The sequence below is a fragment of the Plantactinospora sp. B24E8 genome, from assembly GCF_039871735.1.
GTDB lineage: Bacteria > Actinomycetota > Actinomycetes > Mycobacteriales > Micromonosporaceae > Plantactinospora.
Map to the genome: position 1 here is coordinate 131,838 of NZ_JBDPMH010000002.1, position 18,987 is coordinate 150,824.

Here is an 18,987-nt window from a genome sequence, read left to right on the forward strand (position 1 = left end):
GTGCCTGTGATCCGTTCGACCGACCCCGACTTCCGGGTGTGTCAGATCAGTTTTGACACGCTGCTCCAGATCCAGTTGGAAGCGGAGGAACGAGGCTGGGCCACCAGGTGGACCTCCGTGGATGTCCTTCGTAGTCAGGTCAAGGAGGAAACCGTCCTCCTTCAGTCGCTGATGCGTGAGGAGCGGGGAGGGGCTGTGCGGGCCTACCGATGCCTCCTGCTGTTCTCGACGGTGGACGACGTGGATGCTGGTGGACTCGCCACGATCGATCTTGATCCGGCCAGGTTCGAGTCGCTGGAGCGACTGGATCGGGACCCGGATGTTCGCAGGGCGTTCGCCCGGATGTTCTCCCTCGCGGCGGGCGGGATTTCGATGATCTCCAAGAGGTAGTGGTCCGCAGATCCCCCGGAAGGGCCGAGCGGACCATGAGACCGGCCGGCTACGAGCGCGCCTCGTCGAGATAACCGGCGCTGTTGGCGAGCAGTGCCTGGAGCCCGCCGAGTACGTCACCCAGCACCAGATGCGGATCGCCCGGCCGCCCGCCCGGCTCCGCGTCGATCTCGACGAGCGCCCGGCAGACGTCCCAGATGTTGCCGTGCAGCGGTGCCCACTGCCAGAGTTCGTAGGTCGGCTCGTCGACCACCGCCAGCGGCTGCCCGATCAGACCGAGGAGGAACCGGCCCGGGTCGTCCGGGCTGATCCCCAGCCCGGTCAGCAGCGACCGGAAGCGGTGGGCGCGGGCGAAGGCGACCGCCTCCTCGGTGCCGGGCGTCACCACGGCCAGCGCCCCCTCGGCCAGCAACTCGTGCAGGAGCGGCGTCACGTCGCGCCTGTCGCGCCGGCGTACCGACTCGGCGAGGGCGGAAGGCGTCCACGGCTGGTCGACCGGACGGCCGGGCAGGCCGTGGGCCAGCACCCACAACCCGAACTCCTCCTCGGAGAAGAGCCGGACCACACTGTCCCCGATGCGCAGGCGATGGTGGGCGAGCGGTTCGCCCGGGCCGGGGTACACGGCGCCGAGGTAGTGCCCGACCGGCAACAGCAGCCCGCCCGGTGCGCCCCTACCGGCGGTCGCCACGTCACCCGTATTCATCGCAACCCCTCCAGGACGCTGTTGCCGCGTACCACGTCGAGGTGGGCGGCCTCGGTGGCGAGCAGCCCGGTCAGCGCCCCGAGGAAGCCGGTCAGCACCCGGCGGGGATCACCCAACTCGGGGTCGTCGCCGCCGGCGTCGCGTTCCTGTTCGGCGAACGACTCGCAGGCAGACCAGAGGTTGTCGTCCACCTCGGACCAGGCCCACAACTCGAACACCGGTCGGGTCACCCGGAGCTGTTCGGAGCCGAACAGACCGATCGAGTACAGGTCCGGCTCCTCCGGCGAGTTGCCGAGACCGTACATCGTCGGGACGACCCGGTGCGTGCGGGCGAACTCCACCGCCGCAGCCTCGTCCGCGGGAACCGTCACGAGCAGGCCCCGGTCGAACAGCCCGTCGAGGATCCGCTCCGGGTCGGCGACGTCCCGGTCGCGCAGTTCCCGCTCCAGCAGGTCCCGGCCCGGCGGCCCGCCGTCGGCGGTCCCGTCCGTACCGTGCGCCGCGACCCAGCTGACGAACTCCTCGTCCGAGAGCGCGTGGATGTCGGCGCCGCGCCGGACCTCGTGCCGCAGCTCCGCGTCGTCGTCGACGTCACCGGGAAAGCTGCCGACGAAGAGGCCGATCGGCAGCACGGTCACCGGTTCGTCTGGGCCAGTTGCCACCGGCACATGCTAGTGCCGACCGGTGTTGCCGGACACGTCCGGCCGGGCAGTAGGGTCGAGCCATGACACTGCGGCTGGCCCGGACCAGCGCCGAGGCCTACCTCTACATGGAGTTGCACCCCTGCGACGTGTGCGGCGAGGCCGATTTCGAGCCCGACAACGCGGTGGTCTCGGCCGAGGAGGACCTGGCCAGCCGGTACACCGGTGCCTGCCCGAGCTGCGGCACCGAGCGGGAGTTCATGTTCCGGATTCCGCAGCAGCCGAGCCTGCCCGATCCGGAGGAACCCCAGTTCGGCGCCGACCGCCCGTCAGAACTGCTCGATCCGGGGGAGTGGCTCTGGGTGGCCGACCTGATCGCCCGGAGTGTCCCGGCGGACCCGGCCGGGCTCAGCGTTCAGCAGCGCCGGGACGCGCGGGTCGACTTGCGCGGCGCCGCCGCCGCGGTCGGCGAGGTGCTGAAGTTCGTCCCGCCTGGTGCGGAGGCCGTACCACCGGAGGCGTTCCGCACCGACCGGGGACGGGAGGTCTACCAGGCCGAGCCGGGACGGTTCCGGACGGCCCGGTTGCAGGTGGTCGCGCGGACGTATCGCGAGCTGGCCGAGCGCTTTCCGGGCTGAGTGCCGCCGGCCGGGCGGTACACCCGTTCCGGCGGGACGGCACCGCGGGCTCCGGTTCAACAGGAGGACGGCCGGGACGCGGTGCCGGACTTGGTCAGCGTCCCTCCGTCCTCGAGTCGTACCGTCACGCTCCAGCTCACCGACGGCTGGGTCAGCTCCGGGTTGTCGCCGAGGTTCGGCGGCAGCTCACCGGAGTACGACGTACCTCCGCCGGAGAGCTGGTACGTCCCGGATCCGCCGACGTTCCGGTCGTAGCCGTGGGTGCCGGACGCGGACCTGCCCCGTCCGTTGCGGACGGTCACGTCCACCACGATGGTCCAGCCGTTGCCGGCGTCCCAGCCCGTGCAGTGGCTCCGGCTGGTGGAGACGGTGATCGAGGGCTTCGGTGCCGTGGTCGTACGCGGTGGCGGTGGCGGTGGTGCGGGCTTCGTGTCGCGGGGCGCCGGCTGCCTCGGCTGGCCGGGCTGGCCGGCGCCGCCCCGAGTCGTCGGCGCGGTACGTTTCGGGGTCGTCGTGGTGGGTGCCACCCTCGGAGTGGCCGACGGCGTGCCCGGTAGCAGCGGTACAACCGGCGCCGGAACCATCGCCTGGGTGGGCGGCTGCGCCGGTGGCTCGTCGTCGCCGATGATCCAGGGCACGGCCACGCCGAGGCCGGCCACCAGGGCCAGCGCCGCCGCGGCCGGCAACCAGCGGGCGCCATTGCCGGGAGCCGGCGCCGCGGACCCGTCCGCGGCGTCGGTGGCGGGCTGTTCCGGCCGCCGGTCGCCGGAGCGGGACTCGCGGGCAGGCGTCGCCCGGACGGACCGGAGCCGGGACGGCAGAGAGCGGACCGCGGCGAAACCGCCGGCCACCGCGCCGAGGACCGTCGTCGGCGCCGCGCCGCCGGCGACCGTCGTTCCCGTACCGGATGCCGCAGGTGGCGCGGCAGGCGCCGCGGTACCGCCCGGTGACGCGATACCGCCCGGTGCCGCGGCGGCGATGCCGGAACCGGCCGCTGCGCCGTCCACCGCGGGCGCCTCTGCACCGCGCGCTGTCACCGACCCGGCCGATCCCTCGTCGGCCTCCCCGGTGCGCGGTGTCGTGCCGGTCGCCTTGTCGGCTTTACCGGCTCGCGGCGTTGTGCCGGTCGTCCCGGCGGGCTTCCGGGGTTCTGCCGGCGTGCCGGTCGCCCCGGCCGACTCCCCGGGGTCCGGCGCCGTGTCCGCGGGTGTGCCGGCCGACTCCCCGGGGTCCGGCGCCGTGTCCGCGGGTGTGCCGGCCGACTCCCCGGGGTCCGGCGCCGTGTCCGCGGGTGTGCCGGCCGACTCCCCGGCCTTCACCGCGGCCGACTCTCCGGCCCGGGGCGCGCTGGTTGCGGTCTGGCCGGCTGCCGGTGTGGCCGTCGGTTCGGCCGTGCCGTCGTTCGGTGTAAGGGTCTCGGCGGTCGCTGCCGCTGCCGCGCCGGCGGCAGTGGCCGCGACGTCGGTATCGGAGTCGGGCGTCCCGGTCGCCTCCTCCTCGGCAACCGTGGCCAACCGGGCGCCGCAGCCGGGATTGAGGCAGTACGGGCTGTCGCTGTCGTCCTCGGTACCGCACGACCGGCAGGTCACCGTCACGCGATCTCCCTCTGGTTGGGATCGGCAATGATCCGCGATCGTACTCGCGTATGGTCGCTCCACACGGTACGTCGGGTGCGGCCGACGTGACCGGCAGCCTCTTCCGCAGGGCTTGAGCCGAACGGGCAGCCGCAGACGTATTAGGTAAACCACGTCTGTCGTGCACCGGCATCGACCGGTGCAGGTTCGTTGCCTGGAGGAGACGCCGATGGCCCCCCGCGCCGCTCGACGTAGGGCCGTGGTCGGGACGGATGGGATCGTATCTCCGCTCGCCGGCTTCTCGGTGGCGGTGGCGACCGAACGGCGTCAGCACCCGTTGCTGCCCGTGCTCGAGGAGGCCGGTGCCCGGATCGTCCAGGCGCAGGCGCTCCGGGTCGCCCCCCAGCCCGACCGGGACGTGCTGACCGAGGCGACGGTCCGCTGTCTGTCGGCCCCGCTTGACGAGGTCGTGGTCTCCTCGGCCTTCGGGTTCCGTGCCTGGATGGCCGCGGCCCAGGCCGCCGGCCTCGGCAAACGGCTCATCTCGGCACTGTCCGAGGGGCGCCTGCTCGCGCGGGACGCCGCGGCTGCGGACGCGATGCGGGAATTCGGTCTCACCGAGATCTGGTCCACCGCGGCAGCGTCCACCGAGGAACTGTTCCGCTACCTGCTGGCCCATCCGACACCCGGGGGCCGGGTAGCGGTGGAGATCGGTACTCCGGCCCTGTCGGAGCTGTGCGACGCGTTGACCGAGCACGGCGTCGAGGCGGTGGAGCTGCGGACGTACCGCACCTTTCCCGCGCATCCCGAGCCGCTACGCAGGTTGGTCGACCAGGTCATCCGCCGGCTGGTCGACGCGTTGGTGCTGACCAACCCGGTGGCCACCGGGCAGTTGACGGCCGCGGCGACCCGGGACGGCAGACTGGACGACCTGCTCAATGCGTTGTGTGACGACGTCGCGGCGGTCTGTCTGGGCAGGCGGACCGCCGAACCGCTGCGGGCGCTCGGAGTTCCGGCCCTGGCCGGGGCCAACGGCTTCGTCGAGGAGCTCGCCGCCGGCGTGCACAGCCAGGTGCGGGCCCGGGCTCTCCGGTTCACCAGGGCGGCCCGCTCGGTGGAGGTGCGGGGACACGGTGTCGTGATCGACGGGCGGTTTCGCCCGGTCCCGCCGGGGCCGATCGCCGTGCTGCGCGTGCTCGCCGCCCGCCCCGGGCAGGTGGTCTCGTACGACGAGATCCGCCGTGCCTCACCCGGATGGTCCGAGGTAGACAACCACGCGCTCGAGATGGCGGTGTTCCGGCTCCGCCGGCACCTCGACGACATGGACGTGGTCCAGACCATCACCAGGCGCGGCTACCGGCTCGCCGCCGACAACCGCTGAACCCTGCCGGTCGGCCGGCCCGGGGCGTACGTCCCGGCGTCCAGGGTGCCGACAACCGGGGTCGGGCGTCCGGCTCGGGTGGGTGACGTCGCCGTCGAGTCCGCGACCGGCTCTCCGATGCCGGCTCTCCGATTCCGGTCGCCTGACGCGTGGAATCCGTCGACGGTTGTCACGATTGAATAAAGTTCCGCTCACCACTTTGCCCGCCCGGTCAGGTGGATGGGCACAATGAGTCTGCTGCGGATTGGCAGTCGGTGTTCTGCATCCTCGTGTGGGCAGAATTGGCCGGGCAGACCATCCGCAAACGGGCATTCCTCCGCGTGTCGCAGCTTACGTACGCGCGCTTTTTGTGAGCGAGGTTTCGGCTTCGTTTCGTAACCGCGGCGGCCATGGAAATCGCGTCCCTCAATCGACAAACATCTCAGGGACCAGCGGTGGAGAACGGGCCCGCCAAGCCGACCGGCACGGTCGGTTCGTCAATGCGGGGCCTGCCGACAGATCCGGGAGATGCGTCGTGGCCGAGGTCGTGCTCGACAAGGTGGGAAAGCTCTACGCAGATGGCACGAGGGCGGTCGACAGCCTGAGCCTCAACATCGCCGAGGGGGAGTTCCTCGTGCTCGTCGGGCCGTCCGGCTGTGGCAAGACGACCGCGCTCCGCATGATCGCCGGCCTCGAGGAGATCAGCGAGGGCACGGTCAGGATCGGCAACCGGGTGGTGAACAACGTACCGGCCCGGGACCGGGACCTGGCGATGGTGTTCCAGAGCTACGCCCTCTACCCGCACCTCGACGTGTACGACAACATCGCGTTCGGACTGCGGTTGCGCAAGGTCGACCGAACCCGGGTCGAGGAGCGGGTCACCAGCGCCGCCGCCTCGCTCGGGTTGCGGGAGCACCTGCGGCGCAGGCCGGGAGCGCTGTCCGGTGGCCAGCGGCAGCGAGTGGCGATGGGCCGGGCCATCGTCCGCAACCCCTCCGCCTTCCTGATGGACGAGCCGCTGTCCAACCTCGACGCCAAGCTTCGGGTGCAGATGCGGACCGAGATCGCCCGGACCACCCGGCAGATGGGAGTCACGACGGTCTACGTGACGCACGACCAGACCGAGGCGATGACCCTCGGCAACCGGGTCGCCGTGATGCGCAAGGGCATCCTCAACCAGGTCGCGCCACCCCAGGAGCTCTACGACCGGCCGGCCAACCTCTTCGTCGCCGGCTTCATCGGCTCACCGGCGATGAATCTGGTCGAGGGAACCTTCCACCTCGAGGGCGACGACCTCGTACTCCAGCTCGGCGACCAGCGGCTGCCGGTCTCCCGGGAGGTGCTGGCGGCCCGACCCGGGCTTCGCGGGTACCTCGGCCGCCCGGTGGCGGTGGGAATCCGTCCCGAGGACATGGAGGACCGGCAGCTGCTGTCCGACGAGGACCGGGCGGAACTGCACGCCGTCGCCGACCTCGTCGAGTCGCTCGGTTCCGACGTACTGGTGCACTTCACGATCCAGGCGGACCCGGTGATCACGGACGACACCCGCGAACTCGCCGAGGACGCGGGCGGGCCGGCCCCCGAGACGCCGACGACCCGGTCCTGCCTGATGGTGGCCCGGTGCGGCTCGCGGAGCCGGATCAGCGCCGGCGAGGGGGTGGTCATCGCGGTGGACACCCGCCGACTACACGTCTTCGACCTCGAGACCGGCCAATCGATCTGGTGACCGGTGACCGTCACCGGCGGGCCGGCGACGACAACCTTCTCCCGGACCGCCCGGTATTCACACCCAGTAACCCCACCCGTCCCACCGTACGAAGGAGTGACATGTCACGTGTATTGAGATCCGGTGCGGCCGCGCTGGCCACCGCCGTCGCGCTCGGTGCGGCCGGCTGCGGCGGCGGCACCGAGGTTCCGGGGTCGGGGTCTGCCGCCGGCTCGTCAACGAGCCTCTCCGGGCAGACCGTCGAGGTCGCCGCGACCTGGTCCGGCACCGAGCAGGCGAACTTCCAGGCGGTGCTGGACGCCTTCGCCAAGAAGACCGGCGCCACGGTGAAGTACACCTCCGGCGGTGACGACATGGCCGCGCTGATCAACAGCCGACTGGCCGGTGGCGCACCGCCGGACGTCGCCCTGATCGCCCAGCCGGGCGTGATCGCCGAGTTCGCCCGCAAGGGTGCGATCAAGCCGGTGACCGGCGCGGCGGCCACCGCCATGGACGCCAACTACTCGCCCGCGTGGAAGCAGCTGGGCATGGTGGACGGCCAGCTCTACGGCATCCCGTTCAAGGTCGCGAACAAGTCGGTGGTCTGGTACCGCACGGAGCAGTTCGCACAGGCCGGAGTGCAGCCGCCGACAACCTGGGAGGAGTTCGTCACGGTGACGAGGACGCTCGCTGACGCGGGCATCAACCCGATGGCGGTCCCGGGGGGCGACGGCTGGACGCTGACCGACTGGTTCGAGAACGTCTACCTGCGGGTCGCCGGCCCGGAGAAGTACGCCCAACTGGCCGCGCACAAACTGCCGTGGACCGACCCGACGGTGGTCGAGGCGCTGAAGATCCTCGGTGAGTACTGGGCCATGCCACGGACCGTGCAGGGCGGCAGCAGCGGCGCGTTGCAGCTCGGCTTCACCCAGTCGGTCGCGGACGTCTTCGGAGAGAAGCCGAAGTCGGCCATGCTCTTCGAGGGCGACTTCGTCGGCGCCGAGATCACCAAACTCGGCAAGGTGAAGGTGGGCGAGACCGCGAAGTTCTTCGACTGGCCGTCGATCAAGGGCTCCGGACCGGCCGTGGTGACCGCCGGGGACCAGGCTGTCGCGTTCAAGGACACCCCCGGCGCCGTCGCACTGATGGAGTTCCTCGCGTCGCCCGAAGCAGCCGCGCAGATGGCCGCCAAGGGTGGCTTCCTCTCCGCCAACAAGAACCTGGACCTGGCGCAGTACCCGGACGACACCATCCGGGCGCTCGCCACCTCGGTGGTCAAGGCCGACCTGCTCCAGTTCGACCTCTCCGACCTGACCCCGCAGGCGTTCGGCGGAGGAACCAGCGCCAGTATGTGGAAGCTGCTGCAGGACTTCCTCGCCGCGCCGACGGACGCGGCCGGTATCGCGCAGAAGCTGGAAGACGCCGCCAAGCGGGACTTCGGGAGCAAGTGATGACGCGCACGTCCGAACCGGTCGACGGCGAGCGTACCGCCGCCACCACGACCGCCGACCCTCAGCCGGCGGAAGCGCCGGCCGCGCGGTCGGAGACGGCTGCCGCCGACCGGTCGGGCGTGCCCGGCGCGGCCCGCGGCGGCCGGCCCCGGTGGGAGGGGCGGACCATCGCCGTCCTCTTCCTCGCCCCGGCGCTGCTCACCCTCGCCGCCCTGGTGGTCTACCCGATCCTCTACACGATCTGGTTGAGCCTGCACAATGCGGACGGATCGCGGTTTGTCGGGCTCGACAACTACGTCACGATGTTCACCGCCGCCGACGTCCGCAAGGCGATCACGAACAACGTGATCTGGGTGGTGGTGGCGCCGAGTCTGGTCACCATCATCGGGCTCATCCTGGCCGTGCTGACCGAACGGGTCCGGATGGCCACCGCGTTCAAGACCATCCTCTTCATGCCGATGGCGATCTCGTTCCTCGCGGCCGGGGTGACCTTCCGGATGGTGTACGACGAGAGCCCGGACCGGGGTGCGGCCAACGCCTTCGCGGTCGCGGTGCACGACATGTTCCGGTCGCCGTCGCCGTACCACGGGACGTCGGTCCGGGAGGGCTCGCTCCTGGTCGCCGACGCGGACGGCGCGCTGCGTACCGCCGGCAACGTCGACGCCAACCAGCCCGTGCTGCTCCCGCTGGTCGGTCTGCCGGAGGACCGGATCCCCTCCGCTGCCGCCCCCGCCGCGGCGACCGACGCCGGCCAGGGGCTGCGCGGGGTGGTGTGGCTCGACTTCACCCGGGGCGGCGGCGGCACCGCCGGAGTCGTCGACCCCACCGAACGGGGACTGCCGGCGATGGCGGTGGAGGCGCTGCGCGACGGCGCGGTGGTCGGACGTACGACAACCGCTGCCGACGGTCGGTTCAGCTTCCCGGACCTCACCGGCGACGGCTACCAGATCCGGCTCGCCGGGTCGAACTTCACCGAACCGTTCGCCGGGGTTACCTGGCTCGGTCCGTCGCTGGTCACGCCGGCGATCATCGGGGCGTACATCTGGATCTGGGCGGGTTTCGCCATGGTGCTCATCTCGGCCGGGCTGGCCGCGATCCCACGGGACGCACTGGAGGCGGCCAGGATGGACGGCGCGACCGAGTGGCAGGTCTTCCGGCTGGTCACCGCGCCGCTGGTCCGGCCGGTTCTGACCGTCGTGTTCGTCACACTGGTCATCAACGTACTGAAGATCTTCGACCTGATCCTGGTCATCGCCCCAGAGTCGTCTCAGGACGACGCGAACGTGGTCGCGCTGGAGATGTACCGGGTCTCCTTCGGCGGAGGGCTCGACTTCGGGCTCGGCAGCGCCCTCGGCGTGCTGCTGTTCCTGCTGGTGCTGCCGGCGATGCTGCTGCGGATCAGGTCGATGCGAAAGGGAGTCTCGTGAGCATCAGTGTCCCGATGCGGGTGCCGGAACTCGAACCGGCGGGCACGGTCGTCGTCGGACCGCCCAGACGCAGCCTGCTCTCCCGGGTGGTCGGTCGGACCGGCGGTGTGCTGGTGCAGGTCGCGGTGGTGGCGATCGCACTGTTCTGGCTCTTTCCGACGGTCGGCCTGGCGGTGGCCAGCCTCCGAGACACCGCCGACAACAGCGCGAGCGGGTGGTGGACCGTCTTCACCGCCCCCTCCCAGCTCACCCTCGACAACTACGCCAGCCTCCTGCAGAACGAGACGATCCTGCGGTCGTTGTGGAACACCGTACTGATCACGGTTCCGTCCACCCTGCTCGTGGTGATCATCGGGGCGTTCGGCGCGTACGCCCTGGCCTGGCTGGAATTCCCTGGCCGGGACTGGGTGTTCGTCATCGTCGTCGCGCTGATCGTGGTGCCGGTGCAGGTGGCGATCATCCCGGACGCCAGGCTTTTCGGCGCTCTCGGCATGTACGGCACGATCCCCGCCGTGGTTGCCTTCCACGTCGCCTTCGGGCTGCCGTTCGCGATCTTCCTGCTCCGCAACTTCTTCGCCGCCATCCCGCGTGACCTGCTGGAGGCTGCCCGGATGGACGGCGGCAGCGAATTCACCATCTTCCGGAAGGTGGTGCTGCCGATCGGCTGGCCGGCCGTGGCGTCGCTGGGCATCTTCCAGTTCCTCTGGGTCTGGAACGACCTGCTCGTCGCGCTGGTCTTCGCGACCTCCGACAACGCGCCGATCACGTACGCCCTGCGCGAGCAGATGCGGGCCTTCTCGTCCAACGTGGATGTGATCGGCCCCGGCGCGTTCGTCTCCATGGCGGTTCCGTTGATCGTCTTCTTCGCCTTCCAACGCTACTTCGTGCAGGGCGTGCTGGCGGGGTCGGTGAAATGACGACGGCGACCCGGGTCCGGCCCGGTGCCGGCACCGGGAACACCGGTACCGACGCGGACGCCGGTGCCGATGCCGCCGGCACGCAGACCGCGGACGACCTGCTGCGCACGCTCTTCGCCGAGTACGGCCAGGCGCTGCTCGGGTACGTCACCGGGCTGACCGGCGACTGGTTCCGGGCCGAGGACATCGTCCAGGAAACGCTGCTGCGCGCCTGGCGCAACGCGGACCAGCTCCGACGGCAACCACCGGCGCTGCGGGCGTGGTTGTTCCGGGTGGCCCGCAACCTGGTCGTCGACCATGCGCGGGCCCGGCGGGCGCGGCCGCAGGAAGTCAGCGCCGGCGCCTGCCAGGTGCCGGCCGTGGACGACCACGCCGACGACGTGCTCACCGCGGTCGAGGTGAACCGTGCGCTGGAACTGCTGACGCCGTCGCACCGGCTCATCCTGATCGAGGTCTACCTGCGCGGACACTCGGTCAACGAGGCCGCCCGGTCGCTCCGCATCCCGGTTGGCACGGCCAAGTCCCGGCTCTACTACGCCGCGCGCTGCTTTCGGCACTCGGTGCGACTGGACCGGCCACGGCGTCCGATCGAGGATTGCGAAGCTGAGATGACCTGACGGGAGAATTCGGTCCGATGCGGAAAGGGGGTGGACCAGTTCCCGGGTACCCTCCGGCTCGGCTCGCCGGACCTGGCGGGTGGTCTTATTGCGCGAGTCGGGCCGGAAAACCGCCGGTGGCGATCGGGCCCCAGCTGTCGATGGTGACCCGGATCAGGGACTTGCCCTGCCGGACCATCGCCTCCCGGTACTCGTCCCAGTTCGGGTGCTCGCCGGAGATGCAGCGGAAGTACTCCACCAGCGGCTCCAGTGCCTCGGGCAGGTCGAGCACCTCGGCGGTGCCGTCGATCTGCACCCAGGGACCGTTCCAGTCGTCGGAGAGCACGCACGCCGACAGCCGCGGATCGCGCCGGATGTTGACCACCTTGGCCCGCTCCGGGTAGGTCGAGACGACAAGTCGGCCGCCGGTGTCGATCCCGCAGGCCACCGGGGAGGACTGCGGTCGGCCGTCCGCCCGGGTGGTCAGCAGGACGGCGCGGTGTCGGGGGCGCAGGAACTCCAGTAGCTCCGACCGGTCGACACGGGTGTTGGTCGCGATGGTGCGGCTCATCCGTTGTTTGTACCAGGTGCGGGTGTCGCGGCGGTGGTGGAGGTCGCTCCGCACAACGCTGCTGGCGCCCCCCATCAGGTCGGGGCCGGGTCGGTGGGGGAACGGCACATCGAGGGCCGTTGTCGACCCGGGTCGCCGGGGTTACCGTGAAGGAGGAATTTCATCGCCTGTTGAATAAGGAGGCGTGATGGCCGAGCGTACGACCTGCGTCGTCATCGGCGGTGGCCCGGCCGGTCTGGTGCTGGGGCTGCTGCTGGCCCGGGCCGGTGTCGCGGTCACCGTGCTGGAGAAACACGGTGACTTCCTGCGTGACTTCCGGGGTGACACGGTGCACCCGTCGACCCTGCGGCTGCTCGACGAACTCGGTCTGGGGGAGCAGTTCGCCCAACTGCCGCAGAGCCGGGTGGACGAGGTTGCCTTCCCGCTCGACGGCGGTCGACGGATCGTCGTCGCGGACTTCCGCCGGCTGCGCACCGCGTACCCGTACATCGCGATGGTGCCGCAGTGGGACCTGCTCGACCTGCTCGCCCGGGCCGGCGCCGAGGAGCCCACGTTCACCCTGCGGATGCGCACCGAGGTGACCGGGCTGATCCGCGAGGACGGACGCGTCCGGGGCGTCCGCTACCGGGAGCCGGAGGGCGGGACCGGCGAGATCCGCGCCGACCTGACCGTTGCCTGCGACGGGCGCTGGTCGATCGCCCGCCAGCAGGCCGACCTGGTGCCCCGGGAGTATCCGGTGCCGATCGACGCCTGGTGGTTCCGGCTGCCCCGCGACCCGTCGGACGACCCGGCCGGGCTGACCCCCCGGGTCGGCAAGGGCCGGTTCGCGGTGGTCATCCCCCGAGAGGGCTACCTGCAGGTCGCCTACATCGCGGCCAAGGGCGGCGACGCCCGGCTGCGGGCCCGGGGGGTGGAGGCCTTCCGCCGGGACATCGCGGAGCTGGGGCCCGGGTTCGCCGACCGGGTCGACACCATCGCCTCGATGGACGACGTCAAGCACCTCGACGTACGCCTGAACCGGCTCGACCGCTGGCACGTCGACGGCCTGCTCTGCCTCGGCGACGCCGCACACGCGATGTCCCCGGTCGGCGGGGTCGGCATCAACCTCGCGGTGCAGGACGCGGTGGCCGCCGCGACCCTGCTCGCCGGGCCGTTGCGGCGCGGCGGAGTCACCCCGGCCGAACTGGCTGCGGTCCGGGCCCGCCGCCTGTTGCCGACGGTGCTGACCCAGCTGCTGCAGCGGCTGCTGCACCGCAACCTGGTCGAGCCGATCCTGCGGGGTCGCCGGGCCGGACCACCCGGGCCGGTGCTCGCCGTGCTGCGCCGCCTGCCGTTGCTCGCCGTGGTCCCGGCCCGCGTCATCGGCGTCGGCGTACGCCCCGAGCACGCCCCACCCTTCGCTCGGCGGACTCCGGCCACTCCCTGACCTGACGGTTGCCGTCGCTGGCGGCGCCGAACGGCAGCGCCGCCGGACCGGCCTCGGCCCTAGAAACCGCCCGTTCCGGCGTACCGCACGAGCCCGCCGGCGAGCAGGTCGAACGCGTGCCGGGCGGCGGCGACCGCCGCTGGGTGCAGGTCGTCGGCCTTCCGTCCGCCGGTTAACTGGCGCCAGTTCTCCCTGGCCAGGACACGGTGTACCGCGATGATCTGGCTCGCGGCGAGCCGGGCGGTGAGGTCCGTGGGTGCCGGTGAGCCGCCGGGCGCCGGCGAGGTGTCGTCCGGCGACGGCCGGGTCGGCGACGCCTCGGCGAGAGCCTCGGCGAGAGCGGTCTCGTCGTGCGCGGCGTACTGGGCGAGGCGGGCCGCCAGGCTGGGCGTCCCGAAGACCATGCCGTGGTAGGCGAGGACCTCCCGGTCGTCGTTGAGCCCGGTCACCGGGTCCCGACGGTCGAGGCCGGCCACGAAGTGTCGGCACAACGCGGTGAGCGGAGCCTCGTCCGGCGCCCGCTCCCGGACCACCCGGGCGGCCTCGCCCCGGTGGTCGAGGATCCGGTGCAGAACCAGGTCCTCCTTGCTCGCGAAGTACTTGAAGAGCGTGGGCTTGGAGACCTCGGCGGCGGCGGCCACGTCGGCGACGGAGACGCGGTCGTAACCACGCTCCAGGAAGAGCGCGACGGCGGCGGCGGAGAGTGCGTCGTGGGTGCGCTGCCGCTTGCGCTCCCGCAGCCCGGGCCGTTCGGTCATGTGGTCGATCCTAGCATTTCCCTGACTTGGTCAATTCTTTTCCTCGGTTGTAATCTTTACCAAGTTAAGTCAACTGTCAGAGAGGGGCACCATGGTTCCGCCCGAACTCGCCGAGGAGCGGGCCCGGTTGGCTGTCGTCCGCGCCGCGCTCGCCGGCATGCTGGCCACCGCCCGGATGCGGGTGGCCACCGGAGAGGACGTCGCCGGGGACCGGTACACCGCCGAGACCCTCGGTCGGACACTCAAGACCCACGCCAAGGAACTTGCCGAGGATCCCGACGGGCCGCTGTACTTCGGGCGGCTCTGGTTCGGTACCGCCCCGGCCGCCGGAGAGCACCAGGGTCAGTGTTACTACCTCGGCCGTCGGCAGGTCACCGACGAGTCCGGACATCCGTTGGTGATCGACTGGCGGGCCCCCCTCTCCCGAACCTTCTACCGGGCCAGCGTGCGGGAGCCACTCGGCGTACGGGAGCGCCGGCGGTACGGCTGGACCGGCAGCCAGCCCGCCGAACTGAGCGGCTTCGAGGACGAGCGGTTCGAGGCCGGTGCGACGGCGCAGAACCCGAGCCTGCTCGTCGCCGCCGAGATCGAACGGCCCCGGGTCGGACCGATGCGGGACATCGTCGCGACCATCCAGCCGGAGCAGGACGAACTCGTCCGCCTCGACCTCGACCGGACGGTCTGCGTACAGGGCGGGCCGGGCAGCGGCAAGACCGCCGTCGGCCTGCACCGGGCCGCCTACCTCCTCTACGCCCACCGGCGCCGGCTACGGCGTGACGGCGTCCTGGTGGTCGGACCGAACCCGGCCTTCCTGCGGTACATCGCGGCGGTGCTGCCCGCGCTCGGCGAGGTCGAGGTGGAGCAGCGCACCCTGGCGGAGTTGCTCGGCGCACACCCGGTCACCTCCGTGGACAGCGAGGCCGCCGCCCTGGTCAAGCATGATCCACGGATGGCCACCGTGCTGCGCCGGGCCGTGTGGGACCGGGTCCGCGAACCGACCGAACCGCTTGTCGTGCCGGATGGTTCGTACCGTTGGCGGCTGCCGGTCGAGTCGCTGCGCCGGCTGGTCGACGCCGTACGCCGGGAGGACCTGCCGTACGGCATCGCACGGGAGCGGCTCCGGGCCCGCGTCGTCGACCGGTTGCAACGTCAGGCCGAGAGTCGGGCGGAAACCCCGTCCGCCGCCTGGCTACGGCGGACGGCCCGCTGTCGACCCGTCGCCACGTTCGTCGACACCGTCTGGCCGGTCATCCGCCCCGAGGAGTTACTGACCCAACTCCTCGACGGTCCCGCCACCCTGGCCCGGGCCGCGGACGGCATTCTCGACCCCACCGAGCAGACGGCGATCATCCGGTCCCCGACCGCGCCGGGCGGTGGCGGCCGGTCATCCCGGAGTACCAGCGGCCGGACGACCCGGGGTGCGCACTGGTCCGAAGCGGACCTGGTGCTTCTCGACGAGATCGCCGGACTGCTCGACCACCCGTCCGGATACGGGCACATCGTCGTCGACGAGGCCCAGGATCTCTCCCCGATGCAGTGTCGGGCCATCGCCCGCCGCTGCCGGCACGGCTCCCTGACGGTGCTCGGCGACCTCGCCCAGGGCACCACCGGTTGGGCCGCCTCCGACTGGCGGCAGCAGTTGGCGTACCTCGGCCGGCCGGACGCGACGGTGATGCCACTGACCGCCGGTTTCCGGGTACCGGCGGCCATCCTCGACCTGGCCAACCGGCTCCTGCCCGAACTGGGGGCCGAGGTTCCGGTCACCCGCTCGGTCCGTACCGACGGAGAACTGCGGATCCGGGCGGCGACCGACCTGGTCGCGGCGACCGCCACGGCGGTCCGGACCGCGCTCGTCCGGGACGGCTCCGTCGCGGTCATCGCCACCGACCGGCGGCTCGCCTCGCTGGCGGCGGCCCTGGCCGACGCCGGAATCACCGCGACCGAAGTAGCCGAGGAGGTCGACGGCGTCCGGGTGACGCTGCTGCCGACCACCCTGGCCAAGGGCCTGGAGTACGACCACGTGGTCGTCGTGGAGCCGGCTGAGATCGTCGAGGCGGAACCGCGCGGCCTCCATCGCCTCTACGTCGTGCTGACCCGGGCGGTCTCCCGCCTCGACGTCCTGCACCACCGTCCACTCCCGGCAGCGCTGGTACCGCCCGCAGGCTGGAACGACGACGGGTCCGGTCAGGTCGATCCGGGACGGTGACGGTCCCGGTCAGGCCATCCCGCCGGGGCGCCCGGCCGGGGCGACGGCGGCCGGACACAACCAGGGACCCAGCCGCGGTGCGGTGAGGACGGCGCCGACCGCGGCCAGCGTGATGACCGCGTGCCCCACCCGGGACAGCGCCGAACCGGCGGGCAGCAGGTAGTTCGCGTACCCGTTCGCGATGGCGTCGGTGACCAGGACCAGGCAGCCGAGGTAGAGGCCGGACCGGCGCCGGAACGCGAGCAGGGTAGCGGCGAGCGGATCCCACAGGGTCAGCGAGGCGAAGTAGAGCGCGAGCCAGGTCGGCGCCCTCGGGTACGGGTCCCCGGATGCCGACGCCAACTGGACGACGTGGACGACGGTGCCGTACCCGAACAGGATGACGTACCCAACAGAACGTCCGGCCGCCCCTCGCGAAGAGGACGGCGCAGCCAGACCACGTCATCCGGTACGCATCCGCTGTGGACGAAGGCGGACTTGTCCCACTTTCTGCGTCGTATTGCATCGCATCGACCAACCGGACTACGGTCGACCCGGCTTGTGGCGAACTGGACGAAGACGACGGACGGGATGATGGTGAACCTTCTCGACCAATGGCGTACCCGAACTGTTGGCGCGCTGGCCCTGGCGGGCGTGGTTGTCCTGCCGTCCCTGGCCGGCTGCGGCGGTGACGGTGGTACCGGTACCGGGGCACCACGCTGGGAGGACGGGCTGACGGCCTCGGCCGCCCCCATCCCGTCCGCGACGCAGACCGGGCCGGAACCGACCCCGACCGTGAGCTCTGCCGGCCCGACCCGGAGCACCCGGCCGCCGGCCACCACCTCCGCCCCGGCCAACCGACCTCGCACCATGGCCCAGCGGTCGACGGTGACGGTCAGCCTGACCGGCGGGTTGGGACAGTCCCAGGACTCGGCCGGCCTGCAACAGGACGGCTGCGGAGAACCGAGCTGGGCGCTGGTCACCATCCGGGTGGGCGGCTCCGGTGACGTCCGGACGGTGGAGTTCCACTACGAGGTACGTACCCCGGTGCCGTTGAGCGGTACCCGATCGGCCCGCAGCCTCGGCGGAGACGGCGGATCCTGGCTCGGCAGCCTCGGACCGTTCCGCGCCGAACCGCGCAACGCGGCCGGCGGTCAGATCGTCGTCACCGCCGAGGTCGGCTTCCGGGACGGCTCCGAGCGCACCGCCCGTACCACCAGCACGCTCCTGCCCTGTCGGCGCTGAGCACCGACGGTCCACCGGACTCGGTAGGGTACCCGCGGCGGGCGGCTCGTTCCGGATACCGCTCCGGGTGCGCCGGGCGCCGACACCGTCGACGCCCGGGCCGGTCGGAGCGACGGTTCAGGGTGCGCTGCCGAAAGGAGTGCACGTGATGGACGATCCGACCTGGACCGGACCGGGATCGGCGGCGGCGGCGGCGGCGCGGCGGCCGGCCGGGCGGTGGGTGACCAGTTGGGCGGCGATGCCGCAGCTGACCGAGCCGGCCAACCTGCCACCGCCGCCGTTTGCCGGCGAAAACCTGGTGATGGTGGACAGCACGCTGCGTCAGACGGTACGGGTCTCGGTCGGCGGCGAGCGCCTGCGGCTCCGACTGTCCAACACCTTCGGCCGGGCGCCGCTGGTGATCGCGGCGACCGCGGTGGCGTTGCCCGCCGGCGGCCGGGCCGGAGCCAGCGGCACCGAACCCGGCACCACCCGACCGGTCACGTTCGGCGGCCGGCGCTGCGCCACCGTCCCGGCCGGCGCGCAGCTGGTCTCGGATCCGGTCGACCTGCCGATCCCCGCCCGGTCGAACCTGACCGTCACCCTCCACCTGGCGCAGGGGCACCCGGCGACCGAGGTGACCTCACACCCGGGCTCCCGGACCACCTCGCATCTGCTCGGCGGCCACCACGTCGAGGAGACCGACCTGCCCGGGGCCACTCCGGTCGAACACTGGTACTTCCTCGGCGGCCTGGAGGTGTCCGGGTCGCCAGCCACCGCCGTCGTGATGCTCGGTGACTCGCTGACCGACGGCCGGGGATCCACGACCAACGGCAACGACCGCTGGCCGGACCAGCTGCTCGACCGGCTGCAGGCGTACCACGGCACCGCCGACGTCGCGGTGGTCAACCAGGGCGCCGGCGGCAACCGGATCCTCAACGACGGCCTGGGCCCGAACGCCCTGGCCCGGCTCGACCGGGACGTGCTGGCGCAGACCGGGGTGCGGTGGCTGGTCGTCTTCGAGGGGATCAACGACATCGGCACCGCCGCCGCCACCGAGGCCGCGCAGAAGGCGGTCACCGACGACCTGATCTGCGCGTACGACCAGATCGTCACCCGGGCTCACGCGCAGGGGATCCGGGTCTACGGCGGCACCCTGGCCCCGTTCGGCGGCCACGGTGACTACGACGACCCGACCGGCCTCCGGGAGGCATCCCGACAGGCGGTCAACGGCTGGATCCGGACCAGCGGCCGGTTCGACGAGGTGCTCGACTTCGACGTGGCCGTCCGGGATCCCGGCCACCCCGGTCGACTGCGCGCCGCCGTCGACACCGGTGACCACCTGCACCTCAATCCCACCGGTTACCGGCTGCTCGCCGAAGCGGTACCGGTGGAACTGTTCCGGGGATGATCCCGGCCGG

General features: G+C 71.7%; 18 protein-coding genes. 12 read left to right on the forward strand and 6 right to left on the reverse strand.

Going from position 1 to position 18,987, the window contains the following annotated elements:
• Positions 1–390: a hypothetical protein gene (locus tag ABGB21_RS04455; protein ID WP_347653171.1), complete on the forward strand. Its 390-nt coding sequence runs from the start codon at positions 1–3 to the stop codon at positions 388–390.
• A gap of 49 nt (positions 391–439) precedes the next feature.
• Here ABGB21_RS04455 and ABGB21_RS04460 read toward each other — a convergent pair whose 3' ends face one another.
• Entirely contained in the window at positions 440–1,093 is a 654-nt protein-coding gene (locus tag ABGB21_RS04460; RefSeq protein ID WP_347676443.1) for a hypothetical protein, read from the reverse strand.
• Positions 1,090–1,755, reverse strand: coding sequence for a hypothetical protein (locus tag ABGB21_RS04465; protein WP_347653169.1), 666 nt, complete (start codon positions 1,753–1,755; stop codon positions 1,090–1,092). Before ABGB21_RS04465 ends, ABGB21_RS04460 begins: the two co-directional genes overlap by 4 nt.
• Positions 1,756–1,817: 62 nt before the next feature.
• Between ABGB21_RS04465 and ABGB21_RS04470 the strand changes: the two genes are divergently transcribed.
• The gene (locus ABGB21_RS04470; protein ID WP_347653168.1) at positions 1,818–2,372 is read left to right on the forward strand and encodes a hypothetical protein; all 555 of its coding nucleotides are present in this window, start codon (positions 1,818–1,820) and stop codon (positions 2,370–2,372) included.
• Between the two features lie 56 nt (positions 2,373–2,428).
• Here ABGB21_RS04470 and ABGB21_RS04475 read toward each other — a convergent pair whose 3' ends face one another.
• Positions 2,429–3,379 (reverse strand): hypothetical protein, encoded by a 951-nt coding sequence (locus ABGB21_RS04475; protein WP_347653167.1) that lies wholly within the window; start codon positions 3,377–3,379, stop codon positions 2,429–2,431.
• A gap of 826 nt (positions 3,380–4,205) precedes the next feature.
• On the opposite strand from ABGB21_RS04475, the gene ABGB21_RS04480 reads away from it, so the two are divergent.
• The 6 genes from ABGB21_RS04480 (at position 4,206) to ABGB21_RS04505 (ending at position 11,423) form a co-directional block, all read left to right on the forward strand.
• Complete coding sequence (locus ABGB21_RS04480; RefSeq protein WP_347653166.1) at positions 4,206–5,327, forward strand: uroporphyrinogen-III synthase; 1,122 nt, start codon at positions 4,206–4,208, stop codon at positions 5,325–5,327.
• Between the two features lie 514 nt (positions 5,328–5,841).
• Positions 5,842–7,032: a sn-glycerol-3-phosphate ABC transporter ATP-binding protein UgpC gene (gene ugpC / locus ABGB21_RS04485; protein ID WP_347653165.1), complete on the forward strand. Its 1,191-nt coding sequence runs from the start codon at positions 5,842–5,844 to the stop codon at positions 7,030–7,032.
• Between the two features lie 101 nt (positions 7,033–7,133).
• On the forward strand, positions 7,134–8,462 hold the full coding sequence (locus ABGB21_RS04490) for an extracellular solute-binding protein (protein WP_347653164.1): 1,329 nt from the start codon (positions 7,134–7,136) through the stop codon (positions 8,460–8,462).
• Positions 8,462–9,889, forward strand: coding sequence for an ABC transporter permease subunit (locus tag ABGB21_RS04495; protein WP_347653163.1), 1,428 nt, complete (start codon positions 8,462–8,464; stop codon positions 9,887–9,889). Before ABGB21_RS04490 ends, ABGB21_RS04495 begins: the two co-directional genes overlap by 1 nt.
• Positions 9,886–10,806, forward strand: coding sequence for a carbohydrate ABC transporter permease (locus ABGB21_RS04500; protein WP_347676445.1), 921 nt, complete (start codon positions 9,886–9,888; stop codon positions 10,804–10,806). Before ABGB21_RS04495 ends, ABGB21_RS04500 begins: the two co-directional genes overlap by 4 nt.
• Positions 10,803–11,423, forward strand: a complete 621-nt coding sequence (locus ABGB21_RS04505; protein ID WP_347653161.1) for a sigma-70 family RNA polymerase sigma factor — start codon at positions 10,803–10,805, stop codon at positions 11,421–11,423. The genes ABGB21_RS04500 and ABGB21_RS04505 overlap by 4 nt, the downstream gene beginning before the upstream one ends.
• Positions 11,424–11,508: 85 nt before the next feature.
• Here the strand turns inward: ABGB21_RS04505 and ABGB21_RS04510 are convergent, their stop codons facing one another.
• Positions 11,509–11,973: a PPOX class F420-dependent oxidoreductase gene (locus ABGB21_RS04510; protein ID WP_347653160.1), complete on the reverse strand. Its 465-nt coding sequence runs from the start codon at positions 11,971–11,973 to the stop codon at positions 11,509–11,511.
• 187 nt (positions 11,974–12,160) lie between these two features.
• Between ABGB21_RS04510 and ABGB21_RS04515 the strand changes: the two genes are divergently transcribed.
• Complete coding sequence (locus ABGB21_RS04515; protein ID WP_347676447.1) at positions 12,161–13,399, forward strand: FAD-dependent oxidoreductase; 1,239 nt, start codon at positions 12,161–12,163, stop codon at positions 13,397–13,399.
• Positions 13,400–13,458: 59 nt separating this feature from the next.
• On the opposite strand, the gene ABGB21_RS04520 is transcribed toward ABGB21_RS04515, so the two are convergent.
• On the reverse strand, positions 13,459–14,157 hold the full coding sequence (locus tag ABGB21_RS04520; RefSeq protein ID WP_347676449.1) for a TetR/AcrR family transcriptional regulator: 699 nt from the start codon (positions 14,155–14,157) through the stop codon (positions 13,459–13,461).
• 91 nt (positions 14,158–14,248) lie between these two features.
• On the opposite strand from ABGB21_RS04520, the gene ABGB21_RS04525 reads away from it, so the two are divergent.
• Positions 14,249–16,363, forward strand: a complete 2,115-nt coding sequence (locus ABGB21_RS04525) for an AAA family ATPase (protein WP_347676451.1) — start codon at positions 14,249–14,251, stop codon at positions 16,361–16,363.
• A 9-nt stretch (positions 16,364–16,372) separates the two neighbouring features.
• On the opposite strand, the gene ABGB21_RS04530 is transcribed toward ABGB21_RS04525, so the two are convergent.
• Positions 16,373–16,705 carry a hypothetical protein gene (locus ABGB21_RS04530; protein ID WP_347676453.1) on the reverse strand — a complete coding sequence of 111 codons (333 nt, stop codon included), beginning with the start codon at positions 16,703–16,705 and terminating at the stop codon, positions 16,373–16,375.
• 198 nt (positions 16,706–16,903) lie between these two features.
• On the opposite strand from ABGB21_RS04530, the gene ABGB21_RS04535 reads away from it, so the two are divergent.
• Positions 16,904–17,587 carry a hypothetical protein gene (locus tag ABGB21_RS04535; protein WP_347676455.1) on the forward strand — a complete coding sequence of 228 codons (684 nt, stop codon included), beginning with the start codon at positions 16,904–16,906 and terminating at the stop codon, positions 17,585–17,587.
• Positions 17,588–17,735: 148 nt separating this feature from the next.
• Positions 17,736–18,977 (forward strand): SGNH/GDSL hydrolase family protein, encoded by a 1,242-nt coding sequence (locus ABGB21_RS04540; RefSeq protein WP_347676457.1) that lies wholly within the window; start codon positions 17,736–17,738, stop codon positions 18,975–18,977.
• The last annotated feature ends 10 nt before the right edge of the window (positions 18,978–18,987 follow it).